We start from the raw sequence: 15,279 nt of genomic DNA on the forward strand, positions 1-15,279 counted from the left end.
CAACGATAAAATTTCAAAAAAACGACAAATCTTCGGACAGGACGTCGGACAATGCGGAAAATCGACGGAATTCTCGGCCTTTCAGCAGAAAGGGCGCGGGAGGATTTCGATCCCCCGCGCCCTTTCCAAGGCGTCCCGCCCTCGTCCGACCACCGAATCCAGACATGCCAATGGCGGCTATTATCCTCAATTATCAGATGTTTATGTCTGGATTCAGGGAGAATCGCCGCCTTGACCCATCCTACAGGGGCAAGCCGACATAGTTTTCGGCGATCGTCGTCTGCGCTGCCACGGATGAGGCGATATAGTCGAGGTCGGCGACCTGCATCCGGCGATCGAACGCGTCGCTCTCCGGGAAACGATGCATGAGCCTCGTCAGTTGCCAGGAAAACCGTTCCGACTTCCACACCCGCGCCAGCGCCTTGTCCGAATAGCCGGCGATGGCATCCCGATCCTGCCGCGCGAAATAGGCGATCAACGCCTCCGACAGATAATGGACATCGGACGCGGCCAGGTTCAGCCCCTTCGCACCGGTCGGGGGGACGATATGCGCGCTGTCGCCCGCCAGCATCAGCCGGCCATGCCGCATCGGTTCGAACACGAAGGAGCGCAGCGGCGCGATCGACTTTTCCAGCGCTGGCCCGCGCGTGATGTGTGTGGCCGCCTCCGGCCCAAGACGCGTCGCCAGTTCATCCCACAGGCGGTCATCGGGCCACTCCTCCACCTTCTCGTCGAGCGGCACCTGAATATAATAGCGGCTGCGCGTCTCCGACCGCATCGACGCCAGCGCAAAGCCGCGCGCGTGATTGGCGTAGATCAGTTCATGATTGCAGGGCGGGACATCCGCAAGAATCCCCAGCCAGCCGAAGGGATAGATTTTTTCATAGGCCGTGGCGACCGACGCAGGAACCGCCTTGCGCGAAGGGCCATGAAACCCGTCGCAACCGCAGAGGAAGTCGGCATCGATCCGGTGCGCCGATCCATCCTTGCTGTAGGTGAGATAAGGCGCATCACTGTCTACATCGTGCAGCGCCACATCGCTCGCCTCATAGACGATCTCCAGCCCGCGCTCCGGGGCAGCTGCCATCAGGTCGCGCGTCACTTCGGTCTGCCCATAGACCATGACCTGCCTGCCTGTCAGCGCGGCGATGTCAATGCGGATCAACCGTTCGCCGTCGGCCAGGTGAAACCCGTCATGCGGCAGCCCTTCGGCATGCATACGCGCGCCCAGGCCCAGCCGGTCCATCAGGTCGGTCGTGGTCCGCTCCAGCACACCCGCGCGGATGCGGCCCAGAACATAATCGGGCGACGCCCGCTCGACGATGATGGTATCGATGCCTTCGGCTCGCAGCAGATGACCGAGCAACAGTCCGGCCGGCCCTGCGCCGACAATGGCGACCTGGGTTTTCATGATGATCCTCTCCAGCAGATGCGGAATATGCCGGAAACATGCCGCGCCGATGCGCGCGCGCCCATGGCGGGATCAGCAAAATAATTGGATTATCGAGCAGCCCATCATCCGGCGATACGACCATTTTCCTTTGCGCTATAGGCCATTTCATCCGTGTGGGACCACACAAATCTGGATGATACGGTCAGGCGGCAGGCAATGTGACCACATTGGCCGGCGCATCGCGGAGCCGCAGGTAAAGCTTCCCGTCCCGCGGCGCCGGCACCTTCAGGGCAGAACCGGTGTAGCCGTGCGCGACCTGGGCGGCCTGATCGAGGTTGGGCGTCGTCCCGACCGCGTCGATCAGGAACAGGTCGCGGCCACGGATCGTGCAATCTCCCTCCTTTGCTTCGCAGGCCACGCCCTCGATCCGCGGCAACCGGGCCAGAGTCACCAGCGGCTGCCAGTCACTGACCTCCCCGCCCCGCGCCAGGCGAAAGCGGAGCGGGCCGAAAAGCGGCGCCAGCGCGTCCGGGTCGAGCGTCGCCACCATCACCTGCGGACTTTCCAGGCGCAGACCATCGGCCGTCGTGAGGCGAAGCGCGGCGCTACCATCGATCGGCGCCACTTCGATGGCGTCGGCAGCGGTCAAATGCGTCTCCCCCTTGGCCTCGACGGAGAAGACGAGCCGACCGCTATCCGGCAGCACCTCGTCGCCATCGAGCGCCAGATCCGCGCTGCCGCCCGGGGCGCCCGGCGTCACCTCCTTGCTCAGCAGCCCGATCTGCGGACGTGGAGCCGCTATCGTTACCGCCAGGCCAACGGTTCGCCCGTCATGCAAGCTGACCCGGGCGCTCACCTGACTGCCCTGCCGGGGAACCACCCCTTCCCCCTGCATCGCCAGTCTCAATCGGTCGATAGACCCGTCGCGCGTCAGCCCGTCGGGCCGCAAGATCACGCCGGCAATTTCGACGCTTTCCACCTGATCGAGCCGCTGCCCCGAGAGCAGCGCTTGCCTGTCGCCGGTATGGAGAAGCAGGCCGTCCAGGCGGCTTGCCTGGGCATAGCTGCGCAGATTAATGGTCGACGGTTGAGCGACCCCCTGATATTTCACCGCGAGATCGATCGTTCCCGGCCTGCGCTCCGCGAGCGGCAATGTCAGCGCCAGCCCGTCGCGCCCCTGGACTTTCCACCCTATCGACTGAACCGGTCCATCGCCCTGACGGATCGTCACGCTTTCGACGCAGGCCGGCGCGCCGCCCTTCAAGACCAGCCCATTGTCGCGGCCGACCACAAGCGCAGGCGCTTCGCCCTCGACCGCCCATCCGCCCCCATCGGGCAACTGGAGCGTAAAGTCCGGTCCTTCAAGGCGATCGAATCCCCAATGGCCGTACAGATGGCCCTGCACCGTTCCCTTGAAGGTAGACGGCAGGTCGGCGCCAGCCAGCACATAGCCGCCCCGATCCGCCCGCGCCGTAACCGGCAGTTCCGCCATCTCGCCCGTTGCCGCCTTCAGCGCCAGCTTGACGTCGCGCGCATAGGCGGTGGAATAGATGAGCGGCGCGCCCTCGACCGGCAGCACGGTGCCGGCGCGCACGGCGCAGATCGGCGCATCGGCTGCATTGCGCAGGCGCGGCGGGCTGTCGGCCTCGATCGCCGGCATCGCCACGACCATCACCGACTTGGGCTTCTGGAAAGAGGGCGCAGCGTTCAGCAACAGGCCGATGCCATCGCCCTTGCGCACACTGAGCGTTGGCAGATAGTCGAACTGCGGATTACTGAATGCGCCGAAAATCTTCGCCACATCGCGCACCACGCCGATATAGGCGCTGTAATAGCCATAGCCCGCCTCCCGCGTAGCGCTCAGCTGCAACGCCAGATCGGTCGGCGCTCCCGTCAGCGTCTCGGCCATCGAACTGCTGTGGACATCCGCCAGAACCAGCGATTCCCGATTGTCGAGCAGGCAGGCCGCCTGCAATTCGACAACCCTCGACAGACATTCCTCATTCAGTTTCATCGACAGGCTGTTCGCCAGCATCGGCGCGACGCCCCGCAGAAATTCGGGATGGGTATTTTCCTGCGCGCGAATCGCGGCCATGAAGGCGTCGAGCCGAGATCGGTCGAGCGAGGCCTGGTTCAGATCCTGCGTCGCCCGGACGAATTCGCCCGGCTTGCCGCGCACCGCGTCGGTCAGCGTCCCCTCCGCCCCGCCCGTGTCGGGCACCAGGAACAGCACCATCTGCCGTGCGCCCTTGGGCACGGTCACGGTCAGCGCCCTGTCATTGGCCTTCTTCTTCCAGGTCTCGGCGAACCTCACCCAATCCTTGGGCGGCGGATTGGTCGCCCCGCGCAGGAATGCGGACGCCAGGATGAAACGGGCACCCTGTTCATCCGGCAAGTCCGCCTCGATGGAGAGCTGATCCCCCTCGGACAGGCTCGGCACCTGCGCGATCGGCAGGCTCTGCGCGCCGCGCATCACCATGACGCGCAGGGATGGACCGGACAGTTCGAATGGGGCCGGGTCGGCCGCATGGAGGGACGCGGGCACCAGCGATGCCAGCAGAAAGGCGATGCCCCAGCACTTGGCGCGACGCGCAATCCTGTCGGTCGCAATGCACATATGTCTATATTCCGCCATCCTGCCTGCGACCCTGCTTCACCTCTCCCATATCGGCGCAGGCAAGCCAAGAGCGAAGGAATGCCGATACGGGTCGGGGCGGCATGGCGTATCGTCGCCACATGCCGCATCCTTCATGCGGTCGATCGCCCGACCCACGCGTCGGCTCGACATGGAACTTCCGTTCGTCGAGGACGGTCGACTTTCTTCTCGAACGGATTTGCCCAGACGGCAGATTGAGAGAAAACCATGCTCCTGGCGTGAAGCGAAGGATTTCTCCATCAGTCGGGTATGGCGCCTTGTTAGCGGACGGCCTCCCGATCAGATCGATGCGGGAGGCCCCTCGCCTCAGCGCTGGGCAAGCTGGACGGCCGGCTTGCGCGTGATGGTCACGCCGGCCTCGGCCCATTTGCTCGCAGTGCGGCACTCGACGGTGGGAACGATGGAACTGGGCTGGACCTGCTTGATGCAATAATGCTGGGTCTTGGCATCATAGCTCACCTTGGGCTTGCCATACTGGCCCTGCGCGGCGGCGGGCGCGGCAAAGCTGCCAATGGCGGCGGCGGCGATGATGATGGCGGCAATGGTCTTCATGGTCATGTCCTTCCCTGAACTTGCTTTGAACGATCCCGATGGACCGTGCCCAATGCTGTGCAGGGGGCGTGCCAATTGATGAAAAGCTCGGAAATCCGGGGTTTAGAACCGATCGGCAGAAAATCTGTTGGGGGTAATATCCCAATATACGGCGCAATGTCCTTTCTGTTGGCAAAATTTTCATCGCAAATCAAAAAGCTGGCCGGACATGCCCCTTTTCCATCCGGCCAGAGGCAGCCCCTATGCGCTGTTGACTTTTTCGCGCCTTTCCCCGCCCGGCACGCCATGCGCGACCCGCTTCCCATAGTCCGGGTCGTCCTCGGGCTTTGCAAGAGCGGCCAAGACCTGTTGGTGGACCTCCTCCAGCGTCCCGCGAAATTCGGGATAGGGCAGGATGTAGAACTGGTTCGCCTCCACGCCTTCCAGCACATAGCGGGCCAGCACCTCCGGCTCCATACCGACCGCGATCACCTGCTTGAGGTGCGCCATGACAACGGGATCGGCGCCATAATAGCCGGTGTCCTGAAGGTGCGCCGGGCGCGTCAGCACCGCCTCGTGGATGTTCGTGTTGACCGCGCCGGGACAGAGGAGCGACACGCCGATACCATGATCGGCCAGGTCGAGCGCCAGGCATTCGCTCAGGCCCCGTATCGCCATTTTGGACGTGCAATAGATGCCCGTGCCCTTGAGCGCCACGAAGGCGGACATCGACGCAGTGTTGACGATATGCCCGCCCTTGCCCCGCTCGATCATGCGCGGGACGAAGGTCTGGATGCCGTTGATGACCCCGCGCAGATTGACATCCAACTGCCAGTCCCAGTCATCATAGGTGGCGTTCTGCAAAGGCCCGAAGATCGACACCCCCGCCGTGTTGAACAGCAGCTCGACCGGCCCCAGCTGCGCCTCCACCGCATCGGCGGCGCGGGCATAGGCGGCGCGGTCGGTGATATCCAGCTTTACCGCCATCACCTCATGCCCGCGCCCGTCGAACCAGGCCAGCGCCTCGTCCAGATGGTCCTGCCTTATGTCTGCGATCGCGACCTTGCAGCCCGCCTGCGCAAAGACCTTCGCCTGCCCCAGCGCCACGCCCGATCCGCCGCCGGTGATGAAGGCGGTGCGTCCCGCGATCCTCGTCATGCCGCCAACTCCTTGCCCTTGTGCCGCGCCAGTTGGTCGTCGAACACCGGGTTGGACAGCAGAAAGCCGATCTCCTTCGCCCGATCCTGGTTGATCGCCTCATCGGGCATCGACGCCAGGATCGCATCGAACCGGGTCCGCATCCCGTCCGCGAATTCGGGATGCGTCAGGATGTACAGATCGTTGTCGCATATGCCGGCCAGCACCCGCTCGCCGACCTCGTCCGCGCTCATCCAGAGCGGCGACACCGGCCGCTTCTCCAGTTCTTCCTCGCGCTGCTTGTAGCCGCTGTCGCTGCGATATTCGGCCGGCCGCAATTCGCCCGAATGGGCGATGTGGCTCTGCACCGGGCCGGGCATGAAAGCCGAAACGCCGATATTCTCCGCCGCCAGCTCGCCCCGGATCGCCTCCGAAATACCCAGCACCGCCGCCTTGGCGGCGGTGTAGATCGCCGAATAGCTGATCGGGATCAGCGCCGATTGGGACGATGTGGTGACGATCTGTCCGCCCTCGCCATGCGCCTTGATGCGCGGCAGGATGGTGACCAGGCCGTTGATGACCCCGCCCAGATTGACGCCCATGCCCCAGTCCCAGTCATCGTAGCGCGCGTCCAGCACCGGCCCCATCACGCCTATGCCGGCATTACCGATCAGCATGTGGATCTTGCCGAACCGCGCCTCCGCCGCATCGGCGGCGCGGGCGAATCCGGCGCGATCCGTGACGTCGAGTTGCACTGTCTCGACCTGCGCATCGGCGGCCAGATCGGCCTTCGCCTGTGCCAGCGCGTCCTCGCGGATATCGGCGATCACCACATTTGCCCCGGCCCTGACCAGCGCCCGCGCAATGCCCAGCCCGATTCCGTTCGCCCCGCCCGTTATGAAAGCGGTCTTGCCCCGTACATCGCCCATCGGCGCACCTGCTGCCTGCGTCATCCTGTCCTCTCCTTATTGCTTCAGGCCCAGCATGGCCCGCGCCTCGCCGGCGCTGGCGATGTCGCCGCCCATCCGATCGACCATCTCGACTGCCCAGCGCACCATCTCGCCATTGTCCGCGGCCATCCGGCCACGCCGCAGATAGATAGTGTCCTCGAACCCGACGCGGATATTGCCGCCCAGCAGCATCGACTGCGCCGCCATGGGCAGGCTGTGCCGGCTGACGCCGAAGCCGGTGAACTGGCTCCCACGCGGAATCTGGTTCTTCGCATAGAGCATCGCCTCAGGCGTCGCCGGCAATCCATATTTGGTGCCCAGAACGAAGGTGAAGGGCACATTCTTCGGGATCGCGCCCTTGGCCATCAGGTCGTCGGCGAACACAAAGTCCCCCGCCTCGAAGCATTCGATCTCCGGCAACACGCCCGCATCCTGGATCATATGCCCCATCCTGGTGATCATGGGGTCAAGGTTGATCGCCACCCCGCCCCATAGCTGCATGGTGCAGATGTCGAGCGTACACATGTCGGGCTTCAAATCTAGGATATGCTCCAGCCGCCGCTCGGCGGTGAACATCAGCGTGCCGGGGCCGCAGACCGCCGGATCATCGTCCCCCTGCATCCAGGTGCAGCCCGGCCCTGTGGTGACATTCAATATCACTTCATCATTCTTCGCCCGGATCAGGCCGACCACTTCGCGATAATCCTCCAGCGCCTGCGACGGCGCGCCGGTCTCGCGATCACGCACATGGACATGAATGATCGACGCGCCGGCCTCCGCCGCCGCCAGCGCCTCGGCGGCGACATGATCCGGGCGGAAGGGGAAGTCGGGATGCGCCGGCATCGGCGAACTTCCCGTCACCGCGCAGGTCACAAATAGCTTGCCAGCCAATCTACCTCTCCTGTTCACTGTCGGCTATGCTGCCGACCGCAGACCAACGGGTCTTGCAGAGGAGACGGCCCGCAAGAAGGCCGGTGGATGTCCCATTATTGCGAGTAACTGGATAAGGCATGGCACAAAGGGAAGAATTGTCGCGGTTCCTGAAAGCCGCTCGCGCCAAGCTGGCGCCGTCCGAAGTCGGTCTGCCAGCGGGAGAACGCCGCCGCACGCGCGGTCTGCGGCGCGAGGAAGTGGCGACGCTCGCGGGGATGAGCGTCACCTGGTACACATGGTTCGAGCAGGGGCGCGAGGTCCAGCTATCCGCGCCGATGCTGGAGCGACTGAGCCGCACCCTGCGCCTCAGCCCCAACGAGCGCGAATTTCTCTTTGCGCTCGCCCAGCATCGCCCCCCGCCGTTGGCCCGCCGCGCCGATGAGACGATCCACGCGGGCACCCAGCATCTGATGGATGCGCTGTCGATTCCCGCGCTGGTGATGGTGGAGGACTGGACGGTGATCGGCTGGAACCGCCTCGTCGCCCATGCCTTTCGCGACTATAGCCAGTTACCGCGCGAAGAACGCAACCTGTTCCGCATCCTGATGCTCAACCCGCGCTATCGCGCCGACCCGGACAAGTTCCAGGATATGTGCCGCCGCCTGATCGCCCGCTTCAAATGGGATTATAGCCGCACCGCCCAGCCCGAAGTGTTCGAGGGCATCATCGCCGACATGATGGACCAGTCGGAATTCTTCCAGCGCTACTGGCAGGAATCCGACATCATGGCGCATTTCGAGGATACCAACATCGCCGACATGCCGGGCGTGGGCGAGATCATGTTCCGCCACACCAGCTATGCGATCGAGGAAGCGCCGGGCCAGCGCCTGTTGCTGTTCGCGCCGCTGGACGAGGTCAGCGCACAGCGACTCGCCAGGCTGGTGGCGGAAACGGAGGCGCCAGTTACAGCCTGACGCCCGTCCACCGCCGCCTGATTGTCAGTTGGTCTCGCGCTTCAATCGCTCGGCCAGCGCATCGATCTCCTCCGGTTCCAGCAGCCAGGTGCGCGTCTTGCGCCCTTCCCGATGGACGGGCTGGGTCAGCAGGATGCGCGCCTGCGCTTTGGCATCGGGCTTGTAGAGGCCAAAATGGACGGCGCAGTCGCGGATCGTGCCGATCAGCGGCGGCTTGCCATCCAGGTCGATCATGGTCGCGGGCTGATCCCAGGGGATGCTGGCGACGCCGGGAAATTTCTGTTCCATGCGCCTGCGTCACCACGCTCCGCCAAGGAAAGCAAGGCCTATCCGAGCAACGCCATCAGGATCGGGTCGCCGGTCGCGCGCGGGTCGCGGCGAATTTCCGCTTCCTCGCGCCCGATCGCGCGGAAGATCGCGTCGCCGATCTGGCCCGACACATTGTCGGCCATCGCCGCATAATCCCTGCCGCCTGTCGCAGCCAGCGCCGCCGACAGCATCTCGAACATGTCCGACCGCAACGCCTGCGACGCGCCGGGCATCAGCGCCTCGACCACCGAGCCGCGCGCTTCGCGCGCCAACAGATCGGTCGCTGCCGTCGGTCCGCCGCGCAGCACCGATACCGCATCCGCCAGCGTCATGCGATGCACCGCGTCGATCACGACCGGCGCGGCATTGTCGGCCAGATCGACCGCGACATCGTTGAGCGCCATCGCCACCTGGTTGCGCACGGCATTGGTCCGCAGCAGCGCGGAAAGCACCGCTCCACCCTTCCCGCCACCCAGGTCCGGCGGCGCGATCCGCGTGAGCTGATCGTCATAGAAGCCACCCGGTTCGGTCAACCGGGCAAAGGCACGCTCGCTCGACAGTTCCAGCAAGCGCCGCACCGCTTCCTCGACCGTATAGCGCCCCATCGGCGTGGCGCAGGCCGCCAGCGGCAGCAACGCCAAGGTCGCGATCAGGCTGCGCCTGTCGGAAAGGCCGAATGATTGCTCCATGACGCGTCTCCCTCTTTCGTGAAGACCGTCATGGCCCGCTCAGCCTTGCCGGGCGCTGAACGCTTACAGACCCACCCCATTCGGTTTCACCCAAGGCTATAGGAATAGCGCCCGCACCGAATCAGGCACCCGCTCCGCCCGCAGCCCGCCCGGGCGGTTGGCGTCCGGGGCAGTCCAGACGCGCTTTTCGATGCACTCCACGCACAGCCGGCCGTCCAGCGACAGCCGATGCGCGACAGTGAAGCTGCTATTGCCGAAAACCGGCGCCTCCGCCTCCACCAGCACATCATCGCCATAGGCGGTCGGCACGAAAAATCGCGCCGACACGTCGACCATGGGAAATCCGGCAAAGGGCATGGTCGCCATCATCTCGCGCTTTTTGGGCAGGCCCGCGCGTTCGAACAGCAGCATCGTCGTTTCGCCGAAAATGTCGAAATAGCGCGGGGCATGGACGATGCCGGCGGGGTCGCAATGCCCCCATTCGATGCGGACGATCCGCTGGAGATAGGCGCTCACGCGAGAATAGTCTTTCCTTGCCTGGTGGTCTTTTCCGCCATCTCCTCGGCGGGTGGCGGGGTGGGGACGAGCAGCCCGCGCTGCACTGCGGGCCGCACCGAAATCCGGTCGAACCAGCGCTGAAGATGGGGAAAGCCGCTCATGTCGACACCCGCCCAGTCATGCCCCCGAACCCAGGGAAAGCAGGCGATGTCGGCGATCGAATAATCGCCGACCAGAAAATCGCGATCCGCCAGCCGCGTGTCCAACACCCCGAACAGCCGCTGGCTTTCGCGGACATAGCGGTCGATCACTGCTGGCAGCTTCTCGTCGAAATAGCGGTTGAAGACCGTCGCCTGCCCCATCATCGGGCCAAGCCCCGACATCTGCCACATCACCCACTGGATCACGCGGCTACGATCTTGCGCATCGGCGGGGATGAAGCGCCCGAACTTCTCCGCCAGATAGAGCAGGATCGCGCCGGATTCGAAGATGGCGAAATCCCCCGCATCACGGTCCACCAGGGTCGGGATGCGGCCATTGGGATTGATCGCCACATACCAGTCCTGCTTCTGTACCCTGTCGGTCAGCGAAATCGGCGTCACCCGATAGGGCACGCCCAGCTCTTCCAGCAGGATCGACACTTTCCAGCCATTGGGCGTCTCCGACGTCAGCAGTTCCAGCATCATCCTCTCCGACTTTTCTTCCCGTCCCCAAAGCAAAGCGCAGCCCTCCCTGCAAGACGAGTGGCGGCGCTATCATTGAGACTGACAGGTTGAGCGCTCCCCCTGCCGGGTAGCGCCACTGATAGTATCCACAGACGACTTGCGGCCCACAGGATCGCCCGGCACCACCTGTTGGCGAAGGCGCATCAGACGCCGCAAGCAACAAGGTGAGGATAGCGCATGTTGACGCTCTACAGCTTCGGTCCGGCCGCCAATTCGTTGAAGCCGCTACTGGCCCTTTACGAAAAGGGGCTGGATTTCACGCCCCGCTTTGTCGATCCGACCCGGTTCGAGCATCATGAGGACTGGTTCAAGGCAATCAATCCGCGCGGCCAGGTGCCCGCGCTCGATCATGACGGTCATATCATTACGGAATCGACCGTCATCTGCGAATATCTGGAGGATGCCTTTCCGGACGCGCCGCGCCTGCGCCCGACCGATCCCGTACAGATCGCGGAAATGCGCGTCTGGACCAAATGGGTGGACGAATATTTCTGCTGGTGCGTGTCGACCATCGGCTGGGAGCGGATGATCGGCCCGATGGCGCGCAAACTCTCCGACGAGGAGTTCGAGGAGAAACTGAAGCATATCCCCATCCCCGAACAGCAGGCCAAATGGCGCAGCGCCCGCGCCGGCTTCCCCCAGGCGGTACTGGACGAGGAAATGCGCAAGATCCGCGTATCGATCGAACGGCTCGAAAAGCGCCTGTCGCAAAGTCCCTGGCTGGCGGGCGAAGTTTATACGCTCGCGGACATCTGCAACTTCGCGATCGCGAACGGGATGCAGTTCGGCTATGCCGACATCGTCAACCCCGACGCGACCCCGAATCTGGTCGCCTGGATAGACCGGATCAATGCCCGCCCCGCCGCGCAGGCCATGTTCGCCAACTCCAGGAGCGAAATGCCACCTCGCCCGGCTGCGGCGACAGCGGCCTGATCCCATGACCTGGCAGGACGAACCGCCCGCGGGGCAGCTCAGAATGTACCATATTCCCGGTTGCCCCTTTTCCGAACGGATCGAGCTGCTGCTCGACCTCAAGGGACTGTATGGCATCATGGCCGACCATGAGATCGACATATCGCATCCGCGCCCCGCATGGCTGCTCGCCAAGACGCACGGCACAACCGCGCTCCCGGCTCTGGAACTCGAAAATGGAGAGACGCTGAAGGAAAGCATGGTCATCATGCGCTATGTCGAGGATCGCTTTCCCGACCCGCCCGTGGCGCAGCAAGACCCATATGACCATGCAGTCGAGGCGATGCTGTGCGCGACCGATGGCCAGTTCACCGGCGCGGGTTACCGCATGATCCTCAATCGCGATCCGGCCAAGCGCGACGAGCACCGGGCCGAAGTTGATGCCCAATATGCGCGGCTGGACGCATTTCTGCGCCATTATGCGCCGGACGGCGACTATCTGTTCGACCGCTTCGGCTGGGCGGAGGTCGCCTTTACGCCCATGTTCAAACGGCTCTGGTTCCTCGATTATTATGAGGCCTATCAGATCCCCCTGCATCTCACGCGGCTCCTGCGCTGGCGGGACGCCTGCCTGTCGCATCCGGTAGCACAGCGCCACCACGGCCATCGCGAGTTGATGACGCTTTATTATGACTACGCCCAGGGCGGTGGCAACGGTCGCCTGCCCGAAGGCCGTCGCATCTCCAGCTTCACCCTCGACCCGCCCTGGCGCGACCGCCCCCTGCCCCCGCGCGATAAATGGGGCACGCCTGCCACCGACGCCGAACTCGGTCTCCTCCCCGCATAAGGACATCCCATGCCCAACACGCTCCAGCACTATATCGACGGCCAGTGGGTCGAGAGCCAGGGCGGCCGGACGATGGCCGTCATCAACCCCGCGACGGACCAACGCGCCGCTGACCTGATCCTGGGCACGGCGGCCGATGTGGATGCGGCAGTGATCGCCGCGCGCCGCGCCTTCGACACCTTCTCCCGAACCTGCCGCGAAGAACGGATCGCGCTGCTCGAACGCATCATCGGTGAATATCAGAAACGCGTGCCCGACATCGCCCGCGCCATCGCCACCGAAATGGGCTGCCCCATCTCCATGGCGCAAACGGCGCAGGCGGGATCGGGCCTGGGCCATCTGGGGCAGGCGCTCAACGCGCTGAAGAATTACGAATTTTCCGAGAAGATCGGCGACAATCGGGTCGTGCGCGAACCGATCGGCGTGGTGGCGCTCATCACGCCGTGGAACTGGCCGATGAACCAGATCGTGGCCAAGGTCGGCCCGGCGCTGGCAGCGGGCTGCACGATGATCCTGAAGCCCTCCGAAGAAGCGCCCAGTTGCGCCGCCATCTTTGCCGAGATATTGGACGCGGCGGGCGTGCCACCGGGCGTCTTCAACCTGGTGCAGGGCGATGGCGAAGGCGTGGGCACCGCGCTCGCCAAGCATCCCGACATCGACATGGTGAGCTTCACCGGCTCCACCCGCGCGGGCATCATGGTGGCCAAGAACGCGGCCGATACGGTCAAGCGCGTCGCGCAGGAACTGGGTGGCAAATCGCCCAACATCATTTTGGAAGGCACGCCGCTCGACAAGGCGCTGCCGGGCGGCGTGGGCGGCGTGCTGCTCAACAGCGGCCAGAGTTGCGTCGCGCCCACCCGGATGCTCGTCCACAAGTCCCAGCATGACGAAGCGGCGGAAAAGGTCGGCGCGCTGTTCGCCGCCAAGAAGGTGGGCGATCCACAGATCGAGGGCGATCATATCGGCCCGGTCGTCAGTCAGCGCCAATGGGAGCGAATCCAGGGCCTGATCCAGTCCGGAATCGACGAAGGCGCGACCCTGGTCACCGGCGGCACCGGCCGTCCCGAAGGCATGGACGCGGGCAGTTATGTCCGCCCCACCGTCTTCGCCAATGTCACGCCGGACATGACGATCGCCAAGGAGGAGATTTTCGGTCCCGTTCTCGTCCTCATGCCCTATGCAGATGATGAGGACGCGATCCGCATCGCCAACGACACGCCCTATGGGCTGGGCGCCTATGTCGCGGGCGATCCCGCCCGTGCGCGCAAGTTCGTCAGTCGCATCCGGGCGGGAGCCGTGTTCGTCAATGCCGGTGGCCTGGCCTTCGACATGCCGTTCGGCGGCTACAAACAATCGGGCAATGGTCGCGAATTCGGCAAGTTCGGGCTGGAAGAATTTTTGGAGGTGAAATCGGTGATCGGCGCGCTGCCAGAGGAAGTCGACTAATGGCCAGCCTGCCGATCGCAGCCGATGTCGAGGATAGCGCGCGGCAGGCGCCCGCGCTGATCCGCTATCTCGATGAAGGCGATTTCGTCACGCGGCGCTATGTGTCGCGTGGCGTGGAGATCAACACCGGCACCTATGGCGACCATCGCATGATGGTGCGCGACGGGATGCCGATCCGCGATCATTTCCGTTTCGACACGCATGGCTTCATGCTGGGCAAACATCGCAGCGGCATCGCCGATTTCTTCGACAAGGAGGAGGTCGATCGGCTCTATCTGGGCGAATGTGAAGACGCGATCCGCGCGCTGACCGGCGCAACCTGCGTGTCGGCGGGCGGATGGATGATCCGCACCTCCGCCGATCTCACTGCACGCGCCCAGGAAAAGGTCGAGAATTACCGCCATGAAGGCGGCATCCAGCCACCGGCGGGCGAGGCGCATGTCGATTATAATGAAATCACCGGCCGCCGCGCAGCCGAGCGCGCCTATGCCGCCGCCTTCCCCGATGGGCCGGGCTATAAACGCTATGTCTGCGTCAGTTTCTGGCGTACCTTTACGTCCGGCCCGCAGGATTGGCCGCTGGCCGTGTGCGACGGCCGCACAGTGTCCGATGAAGAGGCGACGTCCAACACCTTGTTCGTGGTGGACGAGCTGCCGGTCGGCGACGCATTGACAGCGCCGGTCGCAGGCGAGGACCAGATGATCGCCGCCTCCATCTTCCGCCATCGGGACCGTCATCGCTGGTGGTATTTTTCGAACATGGCGGCGGACGATGTGCTGCTGTTCAAATTCCAGGACAGCGATCATGATGTAACGTGGCGCTGCCCCCATACCGCATTCCACGACAGCAGCCTGCCCGACACGCAGACGCGATCCAGCATCGAGGTGCGGGCGGTGGCGTTTTTCGAATAAGGTTCGTTCTTGCTTTTCTACCAGCGTAACAGCCCGACCAGTTCCTGCCGCCAGGGCCATAGCAGGATCGCGTTCAACATCAGCGTCACGATCCCGAACGCATATTCGACCACGCCCGGATCGAGCACGAAATTCCAATAGCCGATCACGATATTGAGCGGCACGCAGGCGAGCGCTGCGGGCAGGATCGCCCGGTTCGCCAGCACCAGCAGCGCGACGATGATCTCCATGAGCTTGATCCAGGCGAACAGGCAACTGTGGATCAACGCGAGCGTGAACTCCCGCGCCAGCGGCGTATTGCCCAGCGGCTGCAAGTCGAAGGGCGTGAAATATTCCACCCCGGAAAACAGGAACCAGCCGCCGAAGATGATCCGGGCGGCAGTAAATGCCGCCCCGGTTCCGCGCCCCTGCGCGTCCAGCGCGATCAT

17 protein-coding genes are annotated in these 15,279 nt (G+C 64.1%); 6 read left to right on the top strand and 11 right to left on the bottom strand.

The window, feature by feature from the left end:
• The coding region (locus A7Q26_RS25765; protein ID WP_232313604.1) for a hypothetical protein at nt 1-235 on the top strand (235 nt) is incomplete at its 5' end.
• Between the two features lie 6 nt (nt 236-241).
• Here the strand turns inward: A7Q26_RS25765 and pobA are convergent.
• From pobA to A7Q26_RS00030, 6 genes are all read right to left on the bottom strand, one after another.
• Nucleotides 242-1,411 carry a 4-hydroxybenzoate 3-monooxygenase gene (gene pobA / locus A7Q26_RS00005; protein WP_066854733.1) on the bottom strand — a complete coding sequence of 390 codons (1,170 nt, stop codon included), beginning with the start codon at nt 1,409-1,411 and terminating at the stop codon, nt 242-244.
• A gap of 184 nt (nt 1,412-1,595) precedes the next feature.
• Nucleotides 1,596-4,010, bottom strand: a complete 2,415-nt coding sequence (locus A7Q26_RS00010; RefSeq protein ID WP_066854736.1) for a hypothetical protein — start codon at nt 4,008-4,010, stop codon at nt 1,596-1,598.
• 345 nt (nt 4,011-4,355) lie between these two features.
• Entirely contained in the window at nt 4,356-4,601 is a 246-nt protein-coding gene (locus A7Q26_RS00015) for a hypothetical protein (RefSeq protein WP_066855283.1), read from the bottom strand.
• Nucleotides 4,602-4,841: 240 nt separating this feature from the next.
• Entirely contained in the window at nt 4,842-5,738 is an 897-nt protein-coding gene (locus A7Q26_RS00020; RefSeq protein ID WP_066854740.1) for an SDR family NAD(P)-dependent oxidoreductase, read from the bottom strand.
• Entirely contained in the window at nt 5,735-6,670 is a 936-nt protein-coding gene (locus A7Q26_RS00025) for an SDR family oxidoreductase (RefSeq protein WP_066854743.1), read from the bottom strand. The genes A7Q26_RS00020 and A7Q26_RS00025 overlap by 4 nt, the downstream gene beginning before the upstream one ends.
• Nucleotides 6,671-6,682: 12 nt before the next feature.
• On the bottom strand, nt 6,683-7,558 hold the full coding sequence (locus tag A7Q26_RS00030; RefSeq protein WP_084438908.1) for a 3-keto-5-aminohexanoate cleavage protein: 876 nt from the start codon (nt 7,556-7,558) through the stop codon (nt 6,683-6,685).
• A gap of 119 nt (nt 7,559-7,677) precedes the next feature.
• Between A7Q26_RS00030 and A7Q26_RS00035 the strand changes: the two genes are divergently transcribed.
• The gene (locus tag A7Q26_RS00035) at nt 7,678-8,514 is read left to right on the top strand and encodes a helix-turn-helix transcriptional regulator (RefSeq protein ID WP_066854748.1); all 837 of its coding nucleotides are present in this window, start codon (nt 7,678-7,680) and stop codon (nt 8,512-8,514) included.
• Nucleotides 8,515-8,538: 24 nt separating this feature from the next.
• Here the strand turns inward: A7Q26_RS00035 and A7Q26_RS00040 are convergent, their stop codons facing one another.
• From A7Q26_RS00040 to A7Q26_RS00055, 4 genes are all read right to left on the bottom strand, one after another.
• A complete protein-coding gene (locus A7Q26_RS00040; protein ID WP_066854750.1) occupies nt 8,539-8,802 on the bottom strand; it encodes a hypothetical protein in 264 nt (87 codons plus the stop codon).
• A gap of 38 nt (nt 8,803-8,840) precedes the next feature.
• Entirely contained in the window at nt 8,841-9,512 is a 672-nt protein-coding gene (locus A7Q26_RS00045; RefSeq protein ID WP_066854752.1) for a DUF4197 domain-containing protein, read from the bottom strand.
• Nucleotides 9,513-9,608: 96 nt separating this feature from the next.
• The gene (locus A7Q26_RS00050; protein ID WP_066854754.1) at nt 9,609-10,028 is read right to left on the bottom strand and encodes an acyl-CoA thioesterase; all 420 of its coding nucleotides are present in this window, start codon (nt 10,026-10,028) and stop codon (nt 9,609-9,611) included.
• Nucleotides 10,025-10,696, bottom strand: a complete 672-nt coding sequence (locus tag A7Q26_RS00055) for a glutathione S-transferase family protein (RefSeq protein ID WP_232313605.1) — start codon at nt 10,694-10,696, stop codon at nt 10,025-10,027. Before A7Q26_RS00055 ends, A7Q26_RS00050 begins: the two co-directional genes overlap by 4 nt.
• A 216-nt stretch (nt 10,697-10,912) precedes the next feature.
• Here A7Q26_RS00055 and A7Q26_RS00060 point away from each other — a divergent pair, with 216 nt between their 5' ends.
• Genes A7Q26_RS00060 through A7Q26_RS00075 form a run of 4 tightly spaced genes read left to right on the top strand, consistent with a single transcriptional unit; the run spans nt 10,913 to nt 14,851 of the window.
• The gene (locus A7Q26_RS00060) at nt 10,913-11,668 is read left to right on the top strand and encodes a glutathione S-transferase family protein (protein WP_066854755.1); all 756 of its coding nucleotides are present in this window, start codon (nt 10,913-10,915) and stop codon (nt 11,666-11,668) included.
• A gap of 4 nt (nt 11,669-11,672) precedes the next feature.
• Nucleotides 11,673-12,494, top strand: coding sequence for a glutathione S-transferase family protein (locus A7Q26_RS00065; RefSeq protein WP_232313606.1), 822 nt, complete (start codon nt 11,673-11,675; stop codon nt 12,492-12,494).
• A 9-nt stretch (nt 12,495-12,503) separates the two neighbouring features.
• Nucleotides 12,504-13,940, top strand: coding sequence for an aldehyde dehydrogenase family protein (locus A7Q26_RS00070; protein WP_066854758.1), 1,437 nt, complete (start codon nt 12,504-12,506; stop codon nt 13,938-13,940).
• A complete protein-coding gene (locus A7Q26_RS00075) occupies nt 13,940-14,851 on the top strand; it encodes a CmcJ/NvfI family oxidoreductase (RefSeq protein ID WP_066854761.1) in 912 nt (303 codons plus the stop codon). Before A7Q26_RS00070 ends, A7Q26_RS00075 begins: the two co-directional genes overlap by 1 nt.
• A 17-nt stretch (nt 14,852-14,868) precedes the next feature.
• Here A7Q26_RS00075 and A7Q26_RS00080 read toward each other — a convergent pair whose 3' ends face one another.
• Nucleotides 14,869-15,279, bottom strand: coding sequence for a hypothetical protein (locus tag A7Q26_RS00080; RefSeq protein WP_066854764.1), 411 nt, complete (start codon nt 15,277-15,279; stop codon nt 14,869-14,871).

The organism is Sphingobium sp. TCM1, from assembly GCF_001650725.1.
Lineage (GTDB): Bacteria > Pseudomonadota > Alphaproteobacteria > Sphingomonadales > Sphingomonadaceae > Sphingobium.

What these genes read in the sequence shown, in the direction of transcription:
- pobA (WP_066854733.1), bottom strand. Translation starts at nt 1,411, where the DNA reads ATGAAAACCCAGGTCGCCATTGTCGGCGCAGGGCCGGCCGGACTGTTG.
- A7Q26_RS00010 (WP_066854736.1), bottom strand. Translation starts at nt 4,010, where the DNA reads ATGTGCATTGCGACCGACAGGATTGCGCGTCGCGCCAAGTGCTGGGGC.
- A7Q26_RS00015 (WP_066855283.1), bottom strand. Translation starts at nt 4,601, where the DNA reads ATGAAGACCATTGCCGCCATCATCATCGCCGCCGCCGCCATTGGCAGC.
- A7Q26_RS00020 (WP_066854740.1), bottom strand. Translation starts at nt 5,738, where the DNA reads ATGACGAGGATCGCGGGACGCACCGCCTTCATCACCGGCGGCGGATCG.
- A7Q26_RS00025 (WP_066854743.1), bottom strand. Translation starts at nt 6,670, where the DNA reads ATGACGCAGGCAGCAGGTGCGCCGATGGGCGATGTACGGGGCAAGACC.
- A7Q26_RS00035 (WP_066854748.1), top strand. Translation starts at nt 7,678, where the DNA reads ATGGCACAAAGGGAAGAATTGTCGCGGTTCCTGAAAGCCGCTCGCGCC.
- A7Q26_RS00040 (WP_066854750.1), bottom strand. Translation starts at nt 8,802, where the DNA reads ATGGAACAGAAATTTCCCGGCGTCGCCAGCATCCCCTGGGATCAGCCC.
- A7Q26_RS00045 (WP_066854752.1), bottom strand. Translation starts at nt 9,512, where the DNA reads ATGGAGCAATCATTCGGCCTTTCCGACAGGCGCAGCCTGATCGCGACC.
- A7Q26_RS00055 (WP_232313605.1), bottom strand. Translation starts at nt 10,696, where the DNA reads ATGATGCTGGAACTGCTGACGTCGGAGACGCCCAATGGCTGGAAAGTG.
- A7Q26_RS00060 (WP_066854755.1), top strand. Translation starts at nt 10,913, where the DNA reads ATGTTGACGCTCTACAGCTTCGGTCCGGCCGCCAATTCGTTGAAGCCG.
- A7Q26_RS00065 (WP_232313606.1), top strand. Translation starts at nt 11,673, where the DNA reads ATGACCTGGCAGGACGAACCGCCCGCGGGGCAGCTCAGAATGTACCAT.
- A7Q26_RS00070 (WP_066854758.1), top strand. Translation starts at nt 12,504, where the DNA reads ATGCCCAACACGCTCCAGCACTATATCGACGGCCAGTGGGTCGAGAGC.
- A7Q26_RS00075 (WP_066854761.1), top strand. Translation starts at nt 13,940, where the DNA reads ATGGCCAGCCTGCCGATCGCAGCCGATGTCGAGGATAGCGCGCGGCAG.
- A7Q26_RS00080 (WP_066854764.1), bottom strand. Translation starts at nt 15,279, where the DNA reads ATGATCGCGCTGGACGCGCAGGGGCGCGGAACCGGGGCGGCATTTACT.